This window comes from Flavobacterium sp. UBA2787, assembly GCA_002352205.1.
Classification (GTDB): Bacteria; Bacteroidota; Bacteroidia; order Flavobacteriales; family Flavobacteriaceae; genus Flavobacterium.
The window spans coordinates 1-20,603 of record DEHZ01000003.1; the positions used below are offsets into that span (position 1 = coordinate 1).

16 protein-coding genes are annotated in these 20,603 nt (G+C 34.5%); 11 read left to right on the plus strand and 5 right to left on the minus strand.

The annotated features are described in order from the left end of the window. Nucleotides 1–361 precede the first annotated feature (361 nt). Genes B4N66_RS01860 through B4N66_RS01880 form a run of 5 tightly spaced genes read left to right on the plus strand, consistent with a single transcriptional unit; the run spans nucleotide 362 to nucleotide 6,861 of the window. Nucleotides 362–2,692 (plus strand): glycoside hydrolase family 2 TIM barrel-domain containing protein, encoded by a 2,331-nt coding sequence (locus B4N66_RS01860; protein ID WP_291092045.1) that lies wholly within the window; start codon nucleotides 362–364, stop codon nucleotides 2,690–2,692. A 1-nt stretch (nucleotide 2,693) separates the two neighbouring features. Beyond that, the gene (gene galK, locus B4N66_RS01865) at nucleotides 2,694–3,878 is read left to right on the plus strand and encodes a galactokinase (protein WP_291092046.1); all 1,185 of its coding nucleotides are present in this window, start codon (nucleotides 2,694–2,696) and stop codon (nucleotides 3,876–3,878) included. Between the two features lie 4 nt (nucleotides 3,879–3,882). Then, nucleotides 3,883–4,932, plus strand: a complete 1,050-nt coding sequence (locus tag B4N66_RS01870; protein ID WP_291092047.1) for a UDP-glucose--hexose-1-phosphate uridylyltransferase — start codon at nucleotides 3,883–3,885, stop codon at nucleotides 4,930–4,932. Nucleotides 4,933–4,950: 18 nt separating this feature from the next. Continuing rightward, on the plus strand, nucleotides 4,951–6,615 hold the full coding sequence (locus tag B4N66_RS01875; protein WP_291092048.1) for a sodium/sugar symporter: 1,665 nt from the start codon (nucleotides 4,951–4,953) through the stop codon (nucleotides 6,613–6,615). A gap of 27 nt (nucleotides 6,616–6,642) precedes the next feature. After that, nucleotides 6,643–6,861, plus strand: a complete 219-nt coding sequence (locus tag B4N66_RS01880; protein ID WP_291092049.1) for a hypothetical protein — start codon at nucleotides 6,643–6,645, stop codon at nucleotides 6,859–6,861. Between the two features lie 233 nt (nucleotides 6,862–7,094). Here the strand turns inward: B4N66_RS01880 and B4N66_RS01885 are convergent, their stop codons facing one another. Then, the gene (locus B4N66_RS01885; RefSeq protein WP_291092050.1) at nucleotides 7,095–7,949 is read right to left on the minus strand and encodes a leucine-rich repeat domain-containing protein; all 855 of its coding nucleotides are present in this window, start codon (nucleotides 7,947–7,949) and stop codon (nucleotides 7,095–7,097) included. A gap of 281 nt (nucleotides 7,950–8,230) precedes the next feature. On the opposite strand from B4N66_RS01885, the gene B4N66_RS01890 reads away from it, so the two are divergent. The 4 genes from B4N66_RS01890 to B4N66_RS01905 all read left to right on the plus strand — a co-directional run bounded on the left by B4N66_RS01890 (nucleotide 8,231) and on the right by B4N66_RS01905 (nucleotide 14,285). Then, complete coding sequence (locus B4N66_RS01890; RefSeq protein WP_291092051.1) at nucleotides 8,231–9,295, plus strand: efflux RND transporter periplasmic adaptor subunit; 1,065 nt, start codon at nucleotides 8,231–8,233, stop codon at nucleotides 9,293–9,295. A gap of 5 nt (nucleotides 9,296–9,300) precedes the next feature. Next, entirely contained in the window at nucleotides 9,301–12,396 is a 3,096-nt protein-coding gene (locus B4N66_RS01895; RefSeq protein ID WP_291092052.1) for an efflux RND transporter permease subunit, read from the plus strand. Nucleotides 12,397–12,403: 7 nt separating this feature from the next. Beyond that, nucleotides 12,404–13,711 carry a TolC family protein gene (locus B4N66_RS01900; RefSeq protein WP_291092053.1) on the plus strand — a complete coding sequence of 436 codons (1,308 nt, stop codon included), beginning with the start codon at nucleotides 12,404–12,406 and terminating at the stop codon, nucleotides 13,709–13,711. 88 nt (nucleotides 13,712–13,799) lie between these two features. Beyond that, the gene (locus B4N66_RS01905; RefSeq protein ID WP_291092054.1) at nucleotides 13,800–14,285 is read left to right on the plus strand and encodes a DUF1761 domain-containing protein; all 486 of its coding nucleotides are present in this window, start codon (nucleotides 13,800–13,802) and stop codon (nucleotides 14,283–14,285) included. On the opposite strand, the gene B4N66_RS01910 is transcribed toward B4N66_RS01905, so the two are convergent. Beyond that, nucleotides 14,282–14,557 (minus strand): 4a-hydroxytetrahydrobiopterin dehydratase, encoded by a 276-nt coding sequence (locus tag B4N66_RS01910; RefSeq protein WP_291092055.1) that lies wholly within the window; start codon nucleotides 14,555–14,557, stop codon nucleotides 14,282–14,284. The two genes, B4N66_RS01905 and B4N66_RS01910, sit on opposite strands and share 4 nt — an antisense overlap. 83 nt (nucleotides 14,558–14,640) lie before the next feature. Between B4N66_RS01910 and B4N66_RS01915 the strand changes: the two genes are divergently transcribed. Next, on the plus strand, nucleotides 14,641–15,789 hold the full coding sequence (locus B4N66_RS01915) for a peptidogalycan biosysnthesis protein (RefSeq protein WP_291092056.1): 1,149 nt from the start codon (nucleotides 14,641–14,643) through the stop codon (nucleotides 15,787–15,789). A 411-nt stretch (nucleotides 15,790–16,200) separates the two neighbouring features. Here the strand turns inward: B4N66_RS01915 and B4N66_RS01920 are convergent, their stop codons facing one another. Continuing rightward, nucleotides 16,201–18,111, minus strand: coding sequence for an ABC-F family ATP-binding cassette domain-containing protein (locus B4N66_RS01920; RefSeq protein ID WP_291092057.1), 1,911 nt, complete (start codon nucleotides 18,109–18,111; stop codon nucleotides 16,201–16,203). Nucleotides 18,112–18,177: 66 nt separating this feature from the next. On the opposite strand from B4N66_RS01920, the gene B4N66_RS01925 reads away from it, so the two are divergent. After that, nucleotides 18,178–18,567, plus strand: a complete 390-nt coding sequence (locus B4N66_RS01925; protein ID WP_291092058.1) for a DUF983 domain-containing protein — start codon at nucleotides 18,178–18,180, stop codon at nucleotides 18,565–18,567. Here the strand turns inward: B4N66_RS01925 and B4N66_RS01930 are convergent. Together B4N66_RS01930 and gldN are read right to left on the minus strand one after the other, a co-directional pair. After that, complete coding sequence (locus B4N66_RS01930; protein WP_291092059.1) at nucleotides 18,564–19,616, minus strand: NAD(P)/FAD-dependent oxidoreductase; 1,053 nt, start codon at nucleotides 19,614–19,616, stop codon at nucleotides 18,564–18,566. The two genes, B4N66_RS01925 and B4N66_RS01930, sit on opposite strands and share 4 nt — an antisense overlap. 61 nt (nucleotides 19,617–19,677) lie before the next feature. Further along, nucleotides 19,678–20,592 carry a gliding motility protein GldN gene (gene gldN / locus B4N66_RS01935; protein ID WP_291092060.1) on the minus strand — a complete coding sequence of 305 codons (915 nt, stop codon included), beginning with the start codon at nucleotides 20,590–20,592 and terminating at the stop codon, nucleotides 19,678–19,680. Nucleotides 20,593–20,603 lie beyond the last annotated feature (11 nt).

The following is a 20,603-nucleotide window of genomic DNA, read 5'->3' on the forward strand; positions in this document are numbered from 1 at the left end:
ACTTATATGGTAAAAAAATAAAAAAGCAAAAGTATTCACAACTTCCAATCCGTTTAATCAGTAAAATCCGTGGCAAAAAAACCAAGGAGTGAAACGACTTAAAACTTACATTACTTATATGATAAAAAAATAAAAAAGCAAAAGTATTCATACCTTCCAATCCGTTTAATCAGTAAAATCCGTGGCAAAAAAACAAAGGTTTGAAACGACTTAAAACTTACATTACTTATATGGTAAAAAATAAAAAAGCAAAAGTATTCACACCTTCCAATCCGTTTAATCAGCTAAATCCTTGGCAAAAAACAAAGGAGTAAAACGACTTAAAATTATTATTCAAAATAAATTATCATCATTCAATATAATGAAAAAACACCTACTCTTATTTCTAAGTTCCCTTTTCCTTTTTTCTTGTGGCAAAGAAGTAATCAATTCCAATCGCACAAAAACCAACTTTGGTTCAGATTGGACATTTACAAAAGATTCCACCTCATTAAATTGGGAAAAAGTAACCATTCCACACACCGCACAAATTGAACCTTTGGTGGTCAACAACCAATGGCAAGGCAATTGTTGGTATCAAAAAAAGTTTGATGTAGAGAAAACAGAAAACGAAAAAGTATTCCTCTATTTCGAAGGTGTCATGCACGAAGCATGGGTGTGGATAAACGGAAAACTCATCACCCATCACCAAGGCGGCTACTTACCCTTTACAGTGGATGCAACCGATTTTGTTCAAGAAAAAAACAACACCATAATTGTCAAAGTCAACAACGAAGACAATCCACAAATCCCACCCGGAAAAACCTTAAAAACATTAGATTTCAATTATTATGGTGGAATCTACCGCAATGTCTATTTGCTAAAAACAAATTCGGTTTACATTACCGATGCGGTGCATGCCAATCAAATCAACGGCGGTGGAATTTTGGTTCATTTTGATAAAATCTCCAAAGAAAAAGCAAGCGGAATTGTCAAAGTACATATAAAAAACGAAACAGATGAACCTAAAAAAATTAAGTTAGGAATTACCTTTTCATCTAAAAATAAAAAAACAGAATTCACCACTAAAGAAGTAATGATTGCTTCCAAAACAGATGAATCCATCATCCAAAACATTGAAATTTCAAATCCATCGTTATGGGGAATTGAACAACCTGATTTGTATGAAGTGGTTGTCAATGTAATTTCTGAAAATAATACAGTCGACAGCCAAATCATCAAAACCGGAATCCGAAAAGCAGAATTAAAAGCAGATGGTTTCTATTTGAATCATAAAAAATTATTCATCAACGGAACCAATCGCCACCAGGAATATCCGTACATTGGTTATGCTCTTTCAGACGAAGCCAATTACCGTGATGCTGTTAAAATCAAAAATGCAGGATTCGATTTTGTTCGTTTGTCGCATTATCCGCAATCCGAAGCGTTCTTAAATGCGTGTGACGAAGTAGGACTACTAGTAATGAATTGCATCTCCGGTTGGCAATTTGTGGGTGATGAAAAATTCATTGAAAACTCCTATCAAGAAATCCGTGATTTTTCGAGAAGAGACCGAAATCATCCCAGTATCATTTTTTGGGAAGTTTCGCTGAACGAAAGCGACATCAAAGAACCGTACATGAAAAAAGCCAATGAAATTTTAAAAGCGGAATTGCCTTATGCTCATGTTTACACAGCTGGTTGGATAGACAATCCGAATTACGACATTTACATTCCGGCCCGCCAACACGGGAAAGCTCCCGACTATTGGAACAACTACGAAAAAGGAAACCGCAAAATATTTATTGCCGAATATGGTGATTGGGAATATTATGCTCAAAATGCCGGTTTCAACCAAACGGCCTATTCAAATTTAAAAGAAGACGAACGCACGAGTCGTCAATTGCGTGGTTTTGGCGAAAAACGATTGTTGCAACAAGCCTTCAATTACCAAGAAGCCTTCAATTCAAATTTAAAAGGAAAACACACCATTGGTCAAGCCAATTGGCTAATGTTTGATTATAACCGTGGTTATGCCGATGATATTGAAAGTTCAGGCATCAGCGATATTTTCAGAATACCAAAATTTGCTCATTATTTCTACCAAAGCCAACGTTCGCCAACGGTAAAATTAAACGAAGATTTAGTTTCGGGTCCGATGGTTTACATTGCTAATTATTGGAATGAAAAATCAAGTTTAGATGTCACTGTGTTTAGTAATTGCGATGAAGTGGCGTTGTATTTAAATGATGAATTAGTTGGGAAACAAAAACCATCATTAACAGCATTTTCAGAAGAATTACCACATCCACCTTTTGTGTTTAAAATTCCATTATTTCAAAAAGGAACGTTACGGGCAGAAGGATTTTTAGAGGGTAAAAAAGTTTCGGAACATGTTGTAAAATCTGCTGAAGAAGCAAGTTCAATTCAGTTGACTTTTGATGAATCGAATGTAAAAATCAATCCGGAATTTCCTGATGTTGTATTTATTTATGCTTCAATTATGGATGCAAACGGAACCATTGTTTCGGATGCAACTAATTCAGTAGAATTTTCAATTGAAGGAGAAAATGCCGAGTTAATCGGACAGAATCCAATTGCTGCCGAAGCGGGTATTGCTACGATTTTACTTCGCACAAAAAACTTAAAAAAATCAATTAAAATCAAAGCTAAATCAGCCAACCTGAAAGAAGCTACACTTGAACTGAAATAAGATGAAGAAGAAATTAATTTCCGCTACGACGGAACATTTTAAAACAATTTTCCAACACGAACCTCAAGCTGTTTTTCTTTCCCCGGGAAGAATCAATATTATCGGTGAACACGTTGATTATAATGATGGCTTTGTGTTACCGGCCGCCATCAACAAATACATTTGCTTTGCAGTTTCAGTTTCTAAAACAGATGAATGTACGTTGGTCGCCAAAGATTTGAATGAATCCTATCAATTCAACTGGAAAGAAGAAGTAAAACCCGTTGACAAAATGTGGGTCAACTACATGTTAGGTGTTTTGCATCAACTCAAAGAACGTAACTTTTCATTAAAAGGAATTAACATTGTGTTTAGCAGCACCATTCCCATGGGAGCAGGACTTTCATCCTCCGCAGCATTAGAATGCGGATTTGGCTATGCCTTGAATAAACTATTCAAATTAGATTTATCTCGAGAAGAAATTGCTTTGATGGGTCAAAAATCCGAACACACTTTTGTAGGTGTAAAATGTGGCATTATGGATCAATTTGCCAGTGTATTTGGTAAAAAAAACAAAGTAATCAAGTTAGATTGCACTTCATTAGAACATGAATACCATACTGCCGATTTTAAAAAATATTCCTTACTTTTAATCGACAGTAACGTAAAACACACTCACCTTACCTCCGGCTACAACACCAGAAGAGAAGAAGTGGAAAAAGGGTTAGCGATTATAAAAAATCGATTCCCACTCGTAAAAACATTCAGAGATTGCACAGAAACTCAATTGAATGAATTGAAAAATGAATTAAGCGAAACGATTTATAAGCGTTGCCATTTTGTGATAAATGAAATCCGAAGAGTCAATGAAGCGGTGTATACCTTAGACCGAAATAATTTTGAAGAACTGGGTAAATTGATGTTTGAAACCCACGAAGGTTTATCAAAAGAATACGAAGTAAGTTGCGAAGAAGTCGATTTTTTAGTTGATTTTGTTAAAAACGAAAAGCAAGTAATCGGTTCACGAATGATGGGAGGCGGTTTTGGCGGTTGTTCCATCAACTTAGTTGAAAAAGGTAGCGAAGAAACACTATTTGAAAAAATTTCAGAAGCGTATCTGCAGAAATTCGGCATTCAGTTGAATCATTACAAAGTAAAAATTGCCAAAGGAACGTCAAAAATTAAAAACAAAAACAAAGCCAACTAAACCTATGCAATCTTTTAATACCAACGAACATCCACACCGCCGTTATAACCCACTTTTGGATGAATGGATTTTGGTTTCCCCCCATCGTACCAAACGTCCGTGGCAAGGGCAAAAAGAAAGTAATTCAACCGAATCCCTTCCCGAATATGACCCAACGTGTTATTTATGTCCCGGAAACGAACGTTCAAATGGAACAAAAAATCCGGATTATACCGATTGCTATGTGTTTGAAAACGATTTTTCAGCTTTATTAAATGAGGAAGTCGAACAAAATACCGCATCTACTTCTCCCCTTTTTAAACTCAAACCGGAACGAGGCATCAACAGAGTGGTTTGTTTTTCACCAAAGCACCATTTAACCATTCCTGAAATGGAAATCAGTGAGATTGAAAAAGTCATTCAAACGTGGAAAGAACAATACATCGAGTTAGGCAATTACGATTTCATCAACCATGTGCAAATTTTTGAAAACAAAGGAGCGGTGATGGGTTGCAGTAATCCGCATCCGCACGGACAAATTTGGGCACAATCGTCCTTACCAACCCAAGTGGAAAAAACACAAAAAAATCTTGAGAAATATTACGAGCAACATAAAGTCAGCCTTTTAAAAGAGTATTTGGACGAAGAATTAAAATCAAAAGAACGTTTGGTTTGGGAAAATAATCATTTTGCTGTCGTTGTTCCGTTTTGGGCAACATGGCCGTATGAAACAATGATTATCAGCAAAAGACATTTCGGAACCATCATCGCCATGACAAAAGAAGAAACAGTGGCATTTGCTGAAATTTTAAAAACGATAACCGTTAAATATGACAATCTTTTTGAAACCTCTTTCCCCTACTCATCCGGTATTCATCAAGCACCAACTGACCGCTTAGCTCATCCGGAATGGCATTTTCACATGCATTTTTATCCGCCTTTATTACGAAGTGCGACTGTAAAAAAATTTATGGTGGGCTATGAAATGTTAGGCGAAGCTCAACGAGACATTTCACCCGAAAAAAGTGCCGCTGTTTTAAGAGAATTACCTACATTGCATTATAAATTAAAATAATAAACTAACCCTTTTCCTATGAATACAGGTTTTGAAACTTTAGATTACGTTGTTTTTATTTGCTATGCTATCTTAATATTAGGTGTCGGACTTTGGATGTCTCGTGATAAAAAAGGGCATCAAAAAAATGCAGAAGATTATTTCTTAGCCAGTAAATCATTACCGTGGTGGGCAATTGGTACTTCGCTAATAGCAGCTAATATTTCTGCTGAACAATTCATTGGAATGTCGGGTTCCGGATTTGCAGTGGGTTTAGCGATTTCGTCGTATGAATGGATGGCGGCCATTACGTTAATTATTGTTGGGAAATATTTTCTTCCCATTTTTATAGAAAAAGGAATTTATACCATTCCTGAATTTGTTGAAAAAAGATTTTCTACCAATTTAAAAACAATTTTAGCTGTATTTTGGGTGGCGTTGTATGTGTTTGTCAACATCACTTCTGTACTGTATTTAGGTGCTTTGGCGATGAATACCGTGATGGGTGTTGATATGATGTGGGCGATTATCGGATTATCATTATTTGCTGCCGCTTATTCATTGTATGGTGGATTAGCTTCGATTGCTTGGACCGATTCCATTCAAGTTGTTTTCTTAGTTTTTGGTGGATTAGCCACAACTTATTTAGCTTTAAACACGGTATCAAACGGAGAAGGAATGGTGGAAGGATTAGGAATTATTTATGATAAAGCACCGTCAAAATTTTCTATGATTTTAGATGAATCCAATCCGGAATATTTGAATTTACCCGGAATTGGCGTTTTGATTGGCGGACTTTGGGTGGCGAATTTATATTATTGGGGATTCAATCAATATATAATTCAACGTGCATTAGCAGCAAAATCACTAAAAGAAGCTCAAAAAGGAATTTTATTAGCAGCTTTTCTAAAATTATTAATCCCTTTTATCGTTGTAATTCCGGGAATTGCTGCATACGTAATTGTAAATGATCCTGAAATGTTAGCTCGTTTAGGTGCTAATGGTTTAATCAATATTCCGAGTGATGGTGCTGCGGACAAAGCCTATCCTTGGCTAATTCAGTTTTTACCAACAGGACTAAAAGGATTAGCTTTTGTTGCTTTAACAGCGGCAATTGTTTCGTCATTAGCTTCAATGCTGAATTCTACTTCGACCATTTTTACGATGGATATTTACAAACAATACATCAATAAAAATTCAGATGATAAAAATACGGTAAAAGTAGGCAGAATTACGGCTGCTGTTGCTTTGACGATAGGTGCAATTGTTGCTCCTTTATTAGGAGGAATTAACCAAGCTTTTCAATTCATACAAGAATATACCGGTGTGGTGAGTCCGGGTATTTTAGCCATTTTTGTACTAGGACTTTTCTGGAAAAAAACCACAAACAAAGCAGCGATTTGGGGAGCATTATTGTCTATTCCGATCGCTATGTTCTTTAAAATCGGTCCGAAAGGATGGGCAGCCGGAACTTCACTGGAAGGTATTTTCCCAAGCGTTCCGTTCTTAGATCAAATGGGCTATACAACCTTACTAACAATGGCCATTATCGCCTTAATCAGCTGGTTTCAAAACAAAGGTGTTGATGACAGCAAAGGATTTGAATTACGAAGAGAAACATTCAAAACAACTTCAACTTTCAACATTAGTGCTTTCGCGGTCATGATTGTGTTGGTATTTTTGTATGCGTTCTTTTGGAAATAAAATCGAATTTATTTATCTTTTTTATCTATGAAAAATAAAATTATTCACCAAGGCAAATCTGAATTTGAAAAGATTATAGATTATATAAGAGTAAGATATACTGTTAGAAAAAATACTGCTGAAAAATATGCTGATTTAATTAAAAGTGAAAAAAATTATTTCAAAAAATGTAAACTCATAGTCAAAAAGTATCTTGAAATAAGAAAGGAACTAAGAAAAATTGACACAGAGTATTCTCTTTTTTAACGTCAATAGTAAAACTCGCTATACCTGAAGTATAGATAGTATATGAAAAGAGTATAAAAAGTAGCGTATTTTATTCAAATACTGTTTTGCATTTCTCCATTTTCCCATATTGACAAATTGCCACATCAACTAATTGACAAATTGCCACATTATCTCATTATCACATAATAAAAAAACTTGCTATTTGGGGATAGCAAGTTTTTTAGTGGGGTTGGTATTTGTATTTTGGAAAATTAATCCGGAGTACCTACTACTCCAGTATTGTCAGTAAGCAACGGTAAACGTACCGCAACTCCTTTATCGTTTAACATAGTCATTTGGAAAGTATCTTTCTTCGCCAAAGCATACGAAATCAATCCATTGAACTTATTGTATGATATATTCATTTCTTTTAAGTTGTCTAATTTCTCTATTTCAAAAGGAACTTGTCCAACAAAGTTGTTTTCAAATAAACTTAAGTTTTCAAGAGATTTTAAATTCTCAATTTCATAACTCAATTTACCTGAAAAATTATTACTGTTTAACATCAAAACTTTTAAGTTTTTTAAGCTGTATAATGAACTTGGTAATTCTCCTTGCAATGAATTATTAAATAGAGAAAGGTTTTCTAATTGTGTTAATTGTCCTATTTCTTGAGGCAATGAACCGGTTAGCGAATTCATGTATAATTCAATCACTTTCAATGAAGTTGCTTTTCCTATTGAAGCAGGAATAGAACCTGTTAATTTATTGAACGAAACATTCAGTGTTTGAAGGCTTTTTAAATCACCTATCGAAGCAGGCAAATTACCAGAAAGATTATTTTTAAATAAATTGATAGTTTCCAAATACTGCAATTTAGAAATTTCAGTTGGAATTTGACCATCTAGGTTGTTGTTTGGTAAAGCTAAACCAACCACTTTATTGTCTTTAATCTTAACACCATACCAAGTTGAAGTAGCTGCAGTTAAATCCCATTTGATTTTCCATTGGCTTCCATTGGTGGATTGATTAAGTTTGATTAAAGCTTCTCTTTCAGAAGTAGATACCTCTGCAAAAGCTGATAAAGTAAAAAAGAAAACGAATAATATAGATGTAATAGTTTTCATGTATCAATTAAATTTGGGGTTTGATGAAGTAAATATAATAACTTATTTCGATTAAATGCAAATATTATCGATGAAATACATCTTTTTCGACATATATTTATACTTTTCTTACAATAAAGCTATTAAATTTTAAGAATTGAACTCATCAAATTAACTTATCCAAACATTTGTTAATTATCAATAAAATATGTTAAATAAAGATTAACCACAAAAACATTTTATTTTATATAAAGTAAATTTGTCCGATACCATAATTAACCCAGTACCTATTTGACTTCACTATGAAAATAAAAAATATTGTGTTAATTCTACTTGTTGTAGGATTACTTTCGTTGATTGTTTACAGGATTTTTAGTAACAAAGAAAAAGACAATTCAAACAATAAAAGTGGAGCTACAAAAGCAATAGTTACTACAAATGGTTTAATTATTGAACCAAAAAAATTTTCCAATCAACTTACCCTTTCCGGAAGTATCGATGCTAATGAGCAAATTGAATTGCGAAGTGAAGTTTCTGGCGTTGTTCAAGGAATTTACTTTAAAGAAGGAAGCATTGTTAATAAAGGTCAACAATTAATTAAAGTTAACGATATCGAATTAAGAGCTCAATTATCGCAAGCCAAAACAATGCAATCATTAGCTTCAGAAAATGAAAGAAGAGCTAAATTACTTCTGGAAAAAGAAGCAATAAGTCAAGAAGAATATGAAATTTCCTCTGCAGAATTTCAATCAGCCAAAGCACAGTCACAATTAATTCAGGCACAAATTGCTCGAACATCTATTGTTGCTCCTTTTTCAGGTCGAATAGGTTTACGTTCAATTTCTCCAGGAACATATGTTACACCAACTACATTAATTGCCAAATTGGTCAATACTACACAAGTAAAAATCACCTTTTCAATTCCTGAAAAATATGCTTCTTTAATGAAGATAAATTCCGAATTAACCTTCACAACTGCAGGCGGAAAAGAATCGTATGCTGCAACCATTTATGCTATTGAACCGGCTGTTGATCAATCAACAAGAACACTTCAAATTAGAGCAATTGCCGAAAACAAAGACGGTAAATTAATTCCCGGAACATTTGCCAATATATCGCTTCCGTTAGAAAATTTGGATGATGCCATTTTAATACCAAATGAAGCAATCATACCAATTCAAAACGGGAAAAAAGTTTTCGTTGTTGAAAAAGGTAAAGCAAAAGAAGTAATCATTGAAACCGGAAATCGTAACGAAAAGGAAATATTAGTCACATCCGGACTAAAAATTGGCGACACACTTATTACATCAGGAATTATGGCCGTAAAACCAGGTGCAGATGTCAAAGTTAACATCATAAAAAAATAAATCGCATGAGTTTATCAACCTTAAGCATCAAGCGACCCGTTTTAGCCATTGTCATGAATTTGATGATTGTGCTTTTTGGAATTATCGGTTACACCTATTTGGGCGTTCGCGAATTTCCGTCGATTGATCCGGCTCAAATAACTGTACAAACCAGTTATACCGGAGCAAATGCCGATATTATTGAATCGCAAATTACAGAACCGCTTGAAAAAGCCATTAACTCCATTGATGGTATTCGAAATATTTCATCCACAAGTGCTCAAGGCACCAGCGTTATTTCTATCGAATTTAATTTAGGTAAAAATCTGGAAGAAGCCGCGAATGATGTGCGTGATAAGGTGTCTCAAGCCATCCGAAATTTACCGGATGATATTACTTCGCCACCTGTAGTTTCTAAAGCAGATGCCGATTCCGATCCGATTCTAACAATGACGATGAAAAGTGACAACAAAAACGTGTTGGAACTTACCGATTATGCCGAAAATGTAATTTTACAACGTCTTCAAACTATACCCGGAGTAAGTAGTGTGCGAATTTGGGGCGAACGAAAATATGCCATGCGTTTGTGGATTGATCCAGTCAAATTATCAGCCTATGGTTGCACAGCTTCCGATGTTCTAAATGCTTTAAACAGTCAAAATGTTGAACTTCCATCAGGAAAATTAACGGGAGATAATACTGAATTAACGGTTAAAACATTAGGAAATTTATCCACCGAAGAAGATTTTAACAACATAATCGTAAAATCGGATGGCGATAAAATTGTTCGCTTGAGCGATGTTGCCAAAGCAAGTTTAGAAGCCGAAAACTTAGAAACCCGTTTGAGTGATGCCGGTCAAACCATGATTGGATTAGCAGTAACGCCTCAACCGGGAACAAATTATCTCGATATTTCTGAAGAATTTTACAAACAATACGAAGAATTAAAGAGAGATTTACCCAAAGATTTTGAGTTGAATGTCGCCATTGATACAACTCAATTCATCAAAAAAGCAATTTTAGAAGTTGCCGAAACGTTGTTAATTGCCTTATTGTTAGTAACATTAGTAATCTACTTATTTTTTAGAGATTGGGCAATTGCATTTCGTCCGTTGATTGATATTCCGGTTTCTTTGATTGCTACGTTTTTCATTATGTACATATGTGGGTTTTCAATTAATGTACTGACGTTGTTGGCAATTGTTTTAGCTACCGGACTTGTAGTGGATGATGGAATTGTGGTAACCGAAAACATTTTCAAAAAAGTAGAAGAAGGTATGTCGCCGATAGAAGCAGCTATCAAAGGATCCAATGAAATCTTTTTTGCTGTAATTTCCATCTCGATTACATTGGCAGCGGTTTTTCTTCCCATCATATTTTTAGAAGGATTTGTAGGCCGATTATTCCGAGAATTCGGTATTGTCATTGGAGCGGCCGTACTTATTTCCGCCTTTGTGTCACTGAGTTTAACACCGATGTTGAATGCTTATTTAATGAAAGGCGGAAAACAAAAACGTTCGAAATTTTATGAAATGACAGAACCTTTTTATCAAAACTTAAATAAAGGATATGCTTCGTCATTAGAAAAATTTATAAAAAAGAAGTGGCTAAGTTTTCCCATTTTGATTGCTTGTTTAGGATTGTCTGTATTATTTTATAACATTCTTCAAAAAGAAACAGCTCCTTATGATGACAGAAGTATGATTTTATTGAATGTTACAGGACCGGAAGGAGCAACCTATGATTATATGGATCGATTTATGCAAGATGTATCCCAATTAATCACCGATTCTATTCCGGAAAAAAACGTGAGTTTAATTGTTACTTCCCCCGGATTTAGTGCCGGTTCTGTTAATCGCGGATTTGCTCGTGTTTCATTAGTAGATCCGGGTGATAGAGAGCGTTCGCAAAAGGAAATTGCACAACAACTTACCGGTTTAACCAAAGGTTATAATGATGCCAAAACATCTGTTTCAGAACAACCGACTATTTCTGTAAACCGTCGTGGCGGATTACCTGTTCAGTTTATAATTCAAGCGAAAAACTTTCAAATGTTGGAAGAAAAAATTCCGGAATTTATGGAAGAAGCTTCAAAAGATCCAACATTTTCGATTACTGATGTAAATTTAAAATTTAACAAACCTGAAATTTATATCACCATTAATCGTGAAAAAGCAGAATCACTAGGTGTATCTGTTTTAGATGTGGCACAAACTATTCAACTTTCGTTGAGCGGACAGCGATTTGGATATTTTTTAATGAATGGAAAACAATACCAAGTTATTGGTCAATTTGATAAAAAAGACCGCGATCAACCGCTCGATCTGGCAGCTATTTTTGTTCGAAGCAGCATGGGACAATTAATTCAGTTGGATAATGTTGTAACGATTGAAGAACAAAGCAGTCCTCCTCAATTGTTTCACAATAATCGATATATGTCGGCCACAGTTTCTGCGGGGTTAGCTCCCGGAAAAAGTATCGGCGACGGAATTGAAGCAATGGAACGAATTAAAGAAAAAGTGTTAGACGAAACATTTACAACCGACCTAGGCGGAGAATCACGCGATTTTGCTGAAAGCAGCTCGAATACGATGTTTGCTTTTGGATTAGCTTTATTATTGATTTTCCTCATCTTAGCCGGACAGTTTGAAAGTTTTATTGATCCGTTTATCATCATCTTAACTGTTCCAATGGCTGTTGCCGGAGCTTTATTTTCACTATGGTTATTCGGTCAAACTTGGAATATATTTAGTCAAATTGGTACCGTCATGCTGATTGGCTTGGTAACTAAGAACGGAATTCTGATTGTAGAATTTGCCAACCAATTACGCGAACAGGGAAAATCCAAATACGATGCCGTAATGGAGGCTTCCGAGTCACGATTGCGACCAATTTTAATGACAAGTTTAACACTAGCGTTAGGTGCGATGCCAATTGCAGTTTCCATTGGAGCAGCTTCTCAAAGTAGAATGGGAATGGGAATTGTAATTGTAGGCGGAACAATTTTCTCGTTAATTTTGACTCTCTATGTAATTCCGGCCGTTTATTTAATGTGGTCAAGAGAGAAAAAACATCGTCCAGAGTTTGATAATTTAGACCAATACGATAAAGAATCTGTTTAAATTAGTTATGAAAAAAATACTTCTATCCTATATAATTTTCTTGATTGGATTTCCGGTGTGGAGTCAAATTCAACCTGTTTTAACACTTGAAGAAGCGGTTTCCCTAACACTTGAAAACAATTTTGATATTCGCATCGCTAAAAATGAATTGAGAATTGATCAAGAAAATGTGACTATTGGAAATGCCGGAATGCTTCCTAATATTAATGGAACCGTTACTAACAATAACACTATTTTAAACCAGACTCAAACACAAGCAAGTGGTAACGAAATTGAAATTGACGGTGCTCAAAACGTAAATATTAATTATGGTGTTGGAATAGAATGGACCATTTTTGATGGTTTTCGAATGTTTGCTCGTCATAATCAGCTAAAAGAATTGCAAAATTTAGGAGCCACTGAATTAAAACTTTCGGTTTTGAGTAGAGTAAGTGCTGTTTATCAAACGTATTTCACATTATCCACTCAACAGCAACAACTTAAAATGATTGACAGCATTATTTCTGTTTCTGAATTTCGTTTGAAAACAGCTAAAAATCGTCTTACAATCGGAAAAGCTTCTAAATTAGAAGTGTTGAATGCAGAAGTTGATTTGAATGCGGATTTATCTGCCAAAATTCAATTAAATGAACAATATAGCATTTCAAAAGTAACGTTAAATGAGCTTTTGGTTCGTCCTTTAGATACCGATTTTAAAGTTTCAGATGTTATTTCGATAGATAGTTCACTATTATTACCGGATCTTCTTTCATCTGCAGAAAAGCAAAATCCACAACTTCAAATTCAATACATAAACAAAAAAATTCAGGAATATGAATTAAAGCAAGTCAAAGCCAATCGTTTTCCCACAATTAGTCTTTTAGGTGGTTATAATTTAATTCGTTCGCAAACACCTTTTGGCTTCGTGACCGAGTCGACCGGAAGAAATTTTGTGTATGGTTTTTCGGCAACTCTAAATATATTTGACGGTTTCAATCAGAACCGAAACGAAAAAGTAGCCAAAATTCAATTAGAAAATACACAATTGCAAATTGAAAGACAATCACAACTAATTCAATCACAAGTTGCTTCATTATATCAATCCTATCTTTCTAATCTTTCATTACTTGAATTGGAAAGAAAAAATGAAGGAATTGCCAAACAAAATTTAGAAATCACTTTAGAAAAATTCAAAATTGGGTCAGTTGCTCCAATTGAATTTAGAACTGCTCAAGAAAATTATGGCAATGCTGTAATTCGTCTAACATCGGCAGAATTGCAGGCTAAACAATCCGAAATCAGTTTGAGAGAATTAGCAGGAAGTTTATCTTTTTAATAATTTGTAACACTTTTTTTTATCATTTCTATAACAAGTTATTTAATAAAATTCTACATTTGAGTTACTAATCAAAAACTCTTATTGTATGGAAATAAACTTTTACCCTGTTTTTGTGGCCGCATTAACCACATTGCTTGTTGGATTTATTTGGTATGGTCCTTTGTTTGGAAAGGCTTGGATGAAAGAAACCGGCTTAACCGAAGAAGATTTGAAAAAAGGCAGTATGGTTAAAATTTTCGGATTAACTTACATTTTTTCTGTTATGATTGCAATGATTATGCAAATCTTGACTATTCATCAATTTGGAGCATTAGGAATGGTTGGCGGACCAGAATTAGAAGCTGCTGCTCAACCTTCTTATGCAGCATTTATGGCAGACTACGGTACGGCGTTCCGAACTTTCAAACATGGAGCTTTACATGGATTTATGTCCGGATTATTTCTTGCATTTCCGCTAATTGCTATCAATGGATTGTTTGAAAGAAGATCGTGGAAATATATTTTTATCCACAGCGGTTATTGGATTGTAGTGATGACAATCATGGGAGCAATTGTTTGCGGTTGGGTTTAAATTTTATCAATCGCTAATGCCAATTTAATATCTTTTTCGGTTACACCATCATTATCGTGCGTAGTTAATCGCAGCGAAACTTTGTTGTACACATTTTTAATTTCCGGATGGTGATTTTGCTTTTCCGCCAAAATACCTATTTGGACAATAAATGCTAAAGCTTTAGAAAAATTTTTGAATTCAAAGTCTTTTTGGATGGAATTATTTTTGAATTTCCAATCGTTTAATTGTTCAAGTTCATCTTGAATTGTTTTTTCAGTATATATTTTCATATTTTTTTATTTATATAAAGTTAAATAACATTTATTATTCTTTTTCAAACTTTAACTTTATCGCTTAAAATAACATTCTTCATTTGGAATCTTCCTGTTTTTTCAAAATAGTTACTTCAACTAATGATTTGCCAAGTGATTGGAATGCATTAGCCACATCCAACATCTTTTTGTCGAAAGAATATTTAGCTGTTTTAGAACAGTCTAAACCCACAAATATGGATTGCTTTTTTATCAGTTTATATAAATCTGATAAATTGGTTGGAATTGCTCTTGCTCAATTTTTAGATTTGAACAAATTGGAATCATTTGGAGAAAGAGATAAATGTGTTAAAACAGCAGTTCGAAATTTTATTTTCAAAAACTTCTGTTCACACGTTTTGTTTATTGGAAACAATATGCTAACTGGTCAAAATGCTTTTTCTTTTTCGAATGAAATTGATATTGAGAAAGGAGTTGAATTAGTTCGTCAAGCTGAATTGGAAATTAAGTTGATTTTGAAAAAAAGAGGCAAAAAAGTTCATTTGACAACTTATAAAGATTTTGATAAAACTGAAATCAATCATTTTCCTGAGAAAGAATTTGAACCGTTTTATCAATTTTCTACACAACCGAATATGGTTTTCAAGGTTTCTGAAAATTGGTTATCCTTTGATGATTACATTGCTTCATTGTCTAAAAAATACCGTGATCAATACAAACGTTGCCGTAAAAAAGCCGAAGGAATTGAAAAGCGAAAAATGAATTTGGAAGAAATTATTGCTCAGGAAGAAACGATTTATGAATTGTATTTTCACGTGGCAAAAAACGCTCCTTTTAATACGTTCTTTTTGGCTAAGAATCATTTTAGCGTAATGAAATTACAACTGAAAGATAAATTCTTGTTTTACGGCTATTTTGAAAACGAAAAACTCATCGGTTTTAATACGTTGATAAAAAACGGAAGTCAGATGGACACCTACTTTTTAGGTTATGATGAAACCATTCAGCGGGAAAAAATGTTGTATTTGAATATGTTGTATGATATGATTGCCTATTCGATTAATAAAGGTTTTAAGGAAATTATTTTTGCCAGAACTGCTTTGGAAATCAAAAGTTCGGTGGGTGCAAAACCGGAGGAAATGGTGGGTTACATTCAGCATTCGAATGGGTTGATTAACCGAAAAATGGAGCAGTTGTTTTGTTATTTGGAACCGGAGACGGAGTGGAAGGAGAGGAATCCGTTTAAATAGTTGCGGGTTTGAAGGTTGCGGGTTACGGGTTTTGCCAGCCTAGGCGGGAGATTCCTATCTCGACTTTGTCATCTTTCAGAATGACAAAACTTAGAAAACACGGAATATAATGAATGAGATTGCTACGCAATGGTTATTTTTTGCCACGAAGAAAGAAAGTCACTAAGTTTATGAAAACTTGTATTGCTTTATGTGACTAGAAACTCCTAACTCGAAACCCGCAACCCGTAACTTTCAAACCCGCAACCCCTAGCCCAGATTGCAGTGGAAAGCTTTTTGTGTTTTTTGCCTTAAAATTTACAGGGTTACAAAGCGACCAACGGAAGCTCTTGTAACCCTGATAAATTTTTGGCAAAAAACATAAAAACTTGGAACGGACCGTGCCTGCCGGCAGGCAGGAAGCTGGATTGGCTACATATTATCAATTTCGCCTTGAACCACTTCCCAGTCTTCTAATAATTTGTCTAATTCTTGTTTTTTCTTATTATAGGCAACAAAGAAATTGGCATCTTCAATGTGTTTGTCGTAATTAGAAGCCAACGCTTTGTCGTCGTTCTGAATGTCGATTTCGAGTTGTTTAATTTGACTTTCAATCTTACTCAAACGGTTTTGAAGCGATTTGCTTTTCTTTTGATCTTCGTAGGATATCGATTTTGAATCTTTGTTGGAATTTGCAGTAGCAACCACATCCTTTTTCTCAATTTCACGCATATTCATTGCGTTGCGTTGTTCCAAGAAAAAGTTGATATCGCCCAAATATTCACGGATTTTTTGGTCTTTGAATTCATAGACCGTGTTAGCCATTCCTTGCAAAAAATCCCTGTCGTGAGAAACCAATAATAAGGTTCCTTCAAATTTATTTAGAGCTGCTTTTAGAACATTTTTTGATTTAATATCTAAGTGATTGGTTGGCTCATCCATCAGTAAAACGTTGATGGGCTGAAGCAATAATTTACACAAAGCCAAACGGTTTCGTTCGCCTCCGGAAAGTACTTTCACCTTTTTTTCTACGTCATCGCCACGAAACAAAAATGAACCTAACATATCGCGAACTTTCGAACGATTGCTGTCTGTTGCAGCGTTTACCATGGTTTCTAACAATGTGATTTCGCCGTCTAAATATTCAGCTTGATTTTGGGCAAAATAACCCAATTGCACGTTATGTCCGAGTTTTATTGAGCCTTGGTAGTTGAATTCGTTGACGATGGCTTTGATAAACGTTGATTTTCCTTGACCATTTTGACCGACGAAAGCGATTTTACTTCCACGTTCAACTAATAATGATATGTCTTTTAGAATGGTTTTGTCGCCATAGGCTTTGGTAACATTTTCAGCTTCGATGACTACTCGACCTGGCGTTTGTGAAACGGGAAATGAGATATTCATCACGGAATTATCGTCTTCATCCACTTCAATTCGCTCTACTTTATCGAGTTTTTTAATTAACGATTGAGCCATCGATGCTTTGGAAGCTTTGGCTCGGAATTTTTCGATTAATTTTTCGGTTTCTTCAATCTTTTTGGCTTGATTTTTTTGGGTAGCCAATTGCTTTTCGCGAATTTCTTCTCTTAAAACTAAATATTGTGAATAGGGTTTGTTGAAATCGTACGCTTTTCCGAGTGAAATTTCGATGGTTCGATTGGTTACATTATCCAAAAACATTTTATCGTGTGAAACAATTACGACTACACCCGGAAAATTGCGTAAGAAACTTTCTAACCAAATGATACTTTCGATATCGAGGTGGTTGGTTGGCTCATCGAGTAGCAGAATATCGTTGGATTGCAAAAGTAATTTGGCTAATTCAATTCGCATTCGCCATCCACCGGAAAAAGTTTCGGTTTGATTTTCAAAATCTTCACGTTTAAAACCTAAACCTAGGAGAATTTTTTCGGTATCGCCCACATAATTATAACCGCCTAAAACTTCGTAGTGATGATTTACATCGCTTAATTCGTCGATTAATTCGGAGTAGGTTTGGCTTTCATAATCGGTTCTGGTGGCTAATTGATGGTTAATTTCATCAATTCGTCTTTCGGTTTTCTTGATTTCTTCAAAGGCTTGATAGGCTTCTTCTAAAACGGTTCTTCCTTGTTCAAAATCAATATCTTGACGAAGGAAACCCATTTTTACTTCTTTTTCGGTGGCGATGCTTCCGGAATCGGGTTTGAAATCTCCTGCCAAAATTTTGAGCATCGTTGATTTACCGGCACCATTTTTTCCCACCAATCCAACTCTGTCACCTGATCCGAGACGGAAAGTGACTTCTTCAAATAAAAATGTTCCTCCAAAGGAGACCGATAAATTGTGTATATTTAGCATAATATTGTTACAAATGTTACAAAGGTTAATGTGTTTAATTGATACCTTTGTGTAAAATTTTTGCAAATGTTAAAAAAAGGATCCAAACTGAATAGCATTTTAACAGGAAGTTGTCCAAAATGCCAAGAAGAAAGTATGTATTTGGAAAAAAATCCATTTAAAATGGGTAAAATTTTTGAAATGCATGAAACTTGTAGCCATTGTGGTACACGATATAAAATGGAACCTTCCTTTTTTTATGGTGCAATGTATGTTAGCTACGGATTAAGTATTGCTTTTGGCGTTGCCGCTTTTATCATTTCAAATGTTTTTATCGGATTAGGTTTAATTCATTCTTTTATTGCTATTGTAGCGACATTGATTATTACTTTTCCGATCATTTTGCGATTAGCGAGAAATATTTGGATTAATATGTTTGTTCATTATGACAAAAATTGGAAAGAAGCCAAGCATTAGTCCCAACTAATTTTTTTGAAACGTTTGATATCGATTTCTTTATCCAAAGGAAATTGGTATTCTATATTTTCAAACAACATTTTTGCCATGTCGGGAGCAAGCATTACTCCGCGTGTCCCAAGACCATTTAGAACGTGTAATTTTGGATGTTTTGGATGTGTTCCTAACATTGGTCGTCTGTCTTTAACGGTTGGTCTTACGCCGGCAAAATGATCTATTACTTCAAAATCGGTTGTTAAGAGCGATTTTAGGTCGGACAAAAGTTCGTTTTTACCTTCTTCAGTTGGTGTTGCGGTTTTATCTTCCCAATTGTAGGTGGCTCCTACTTTGAATAAATCATTTCCTAATGGAATTATAAAGACGGATGATTTTAGAATTACATCTAGTTTTAATTCTTTTGATTTAATGATTAACAGTTCACCTTTTGTTCCGTCTAGCGGCAAATTTGAAAAATACGGATTTGAATGAATTCCGAATCCTTCTGCAAAGATGATGTTTTTGTATTGGTTGTTTTTATATTCGATGAAATCATCGTTTATATTTAAATTATCATATTGAAATGAATCGAATTGTAATAGATTTGATTCGATTAAATAAGCGTGATAATTTTTTAATAAGGCGGCTGTGTCAACATATCCTGATTGAAGCACTTCTCCGAAACCAAACGGGGAATTGATACCGTTATATTTATTATAACTTATTTTGGGAGAAATAAAAGGAGTTAAGTTAGGTTTGTCAGATGCAATAAACCAATTGTTTTGTTCTTCAACGGAATACAATTTTCGATAAATCGGAATTTTATTATCTAATTTTATTTTCAATTTTTCTTCCAAATGAGCATAAAATTGATTTCCTAAATCAACTTGTTCTTGCGATCGCCATACTTCACTAAATCGTTTTAGGATAACAGGATTATACAAACCACCTGCAATTGTGGACGAATTTTGAGATTTATTGTCGAAAATGTGAATTGATTTGTTGTGCCGCAGTGCTATTTCTGCAAACGCAATTCCGGCTAATCCGGCTCCAACTAGTAAATAATCTGTCATAGTGCAAAAATAAAAAACTCTTACCGTGAAGTAAGAGTTTTTTGTTATTTAATTTATGGAATTAATAATTCCACATATCTTGTTCGAAGTTTCTGATTTTCTCTTTCACTCTTTCAGATTCTAAAAGTTGATTCAGAGCGTTATCTTTCATGTATTCCTGAATTTGTCTATCTCCATACACATTTTCTTCTTTGTAAATCACACCACTAAAACGACGTGAATTTAACAAGTGGTCAAACGTAATTGGCATAGCCGAGTTCTTATCATTGAAAGCTTTCCATTCATGTAACACATCTCTTGTTGATGGGAAATATACCCAAAACAATTCGATTACATCCGGATTATCTGTGCCAACCTCACGAGCCTCAGGAGAAACAGGACAAATACCTAATAAACGGTACTTCATTTCACCTTGACGTTTGTCAAAATACCAATATCCTTTGATTTTATAACCAGATACGTCTATAGATCCTAATTCTCTTTTATCGATATACTGAGGATCTAAAACTTTACGACCGGATTTGTAATCATCATAAAACGTATTAATCTCTTCCCTACCAGCATTTGTAGTATCTATATAAGTGAAAGATGAAGACATGTCTGATAATGTTTTTTTAGAATTAAAATAATCATCATAATATACTTCAGTAATTCTTCCTGCCTTTATTTCTTTTATCAATACATCGAATAAAGATCTTCTATCTCTACCAATATTAGCTGTATCTACAGGAAAATATAATGGAAAGTTGATTCTTTCATCTAAATCGATGATTTCCCAAACCATTTTACCCATCAATACATCTCTGTCGTGTACGTAACCATACTGAAGTGGTTTATCATTATCTGCTTCCATTTGGGCAGCAGTTTTTTTTCCAATTTCGTCAGGCGTTTTAGCATTTAACAGATTAGACTGTGCATGACTCATTTGTGATACAAACAAGATTGACAAACATGCTACTATTGTATTTAACTTCATCTTTATTCTTT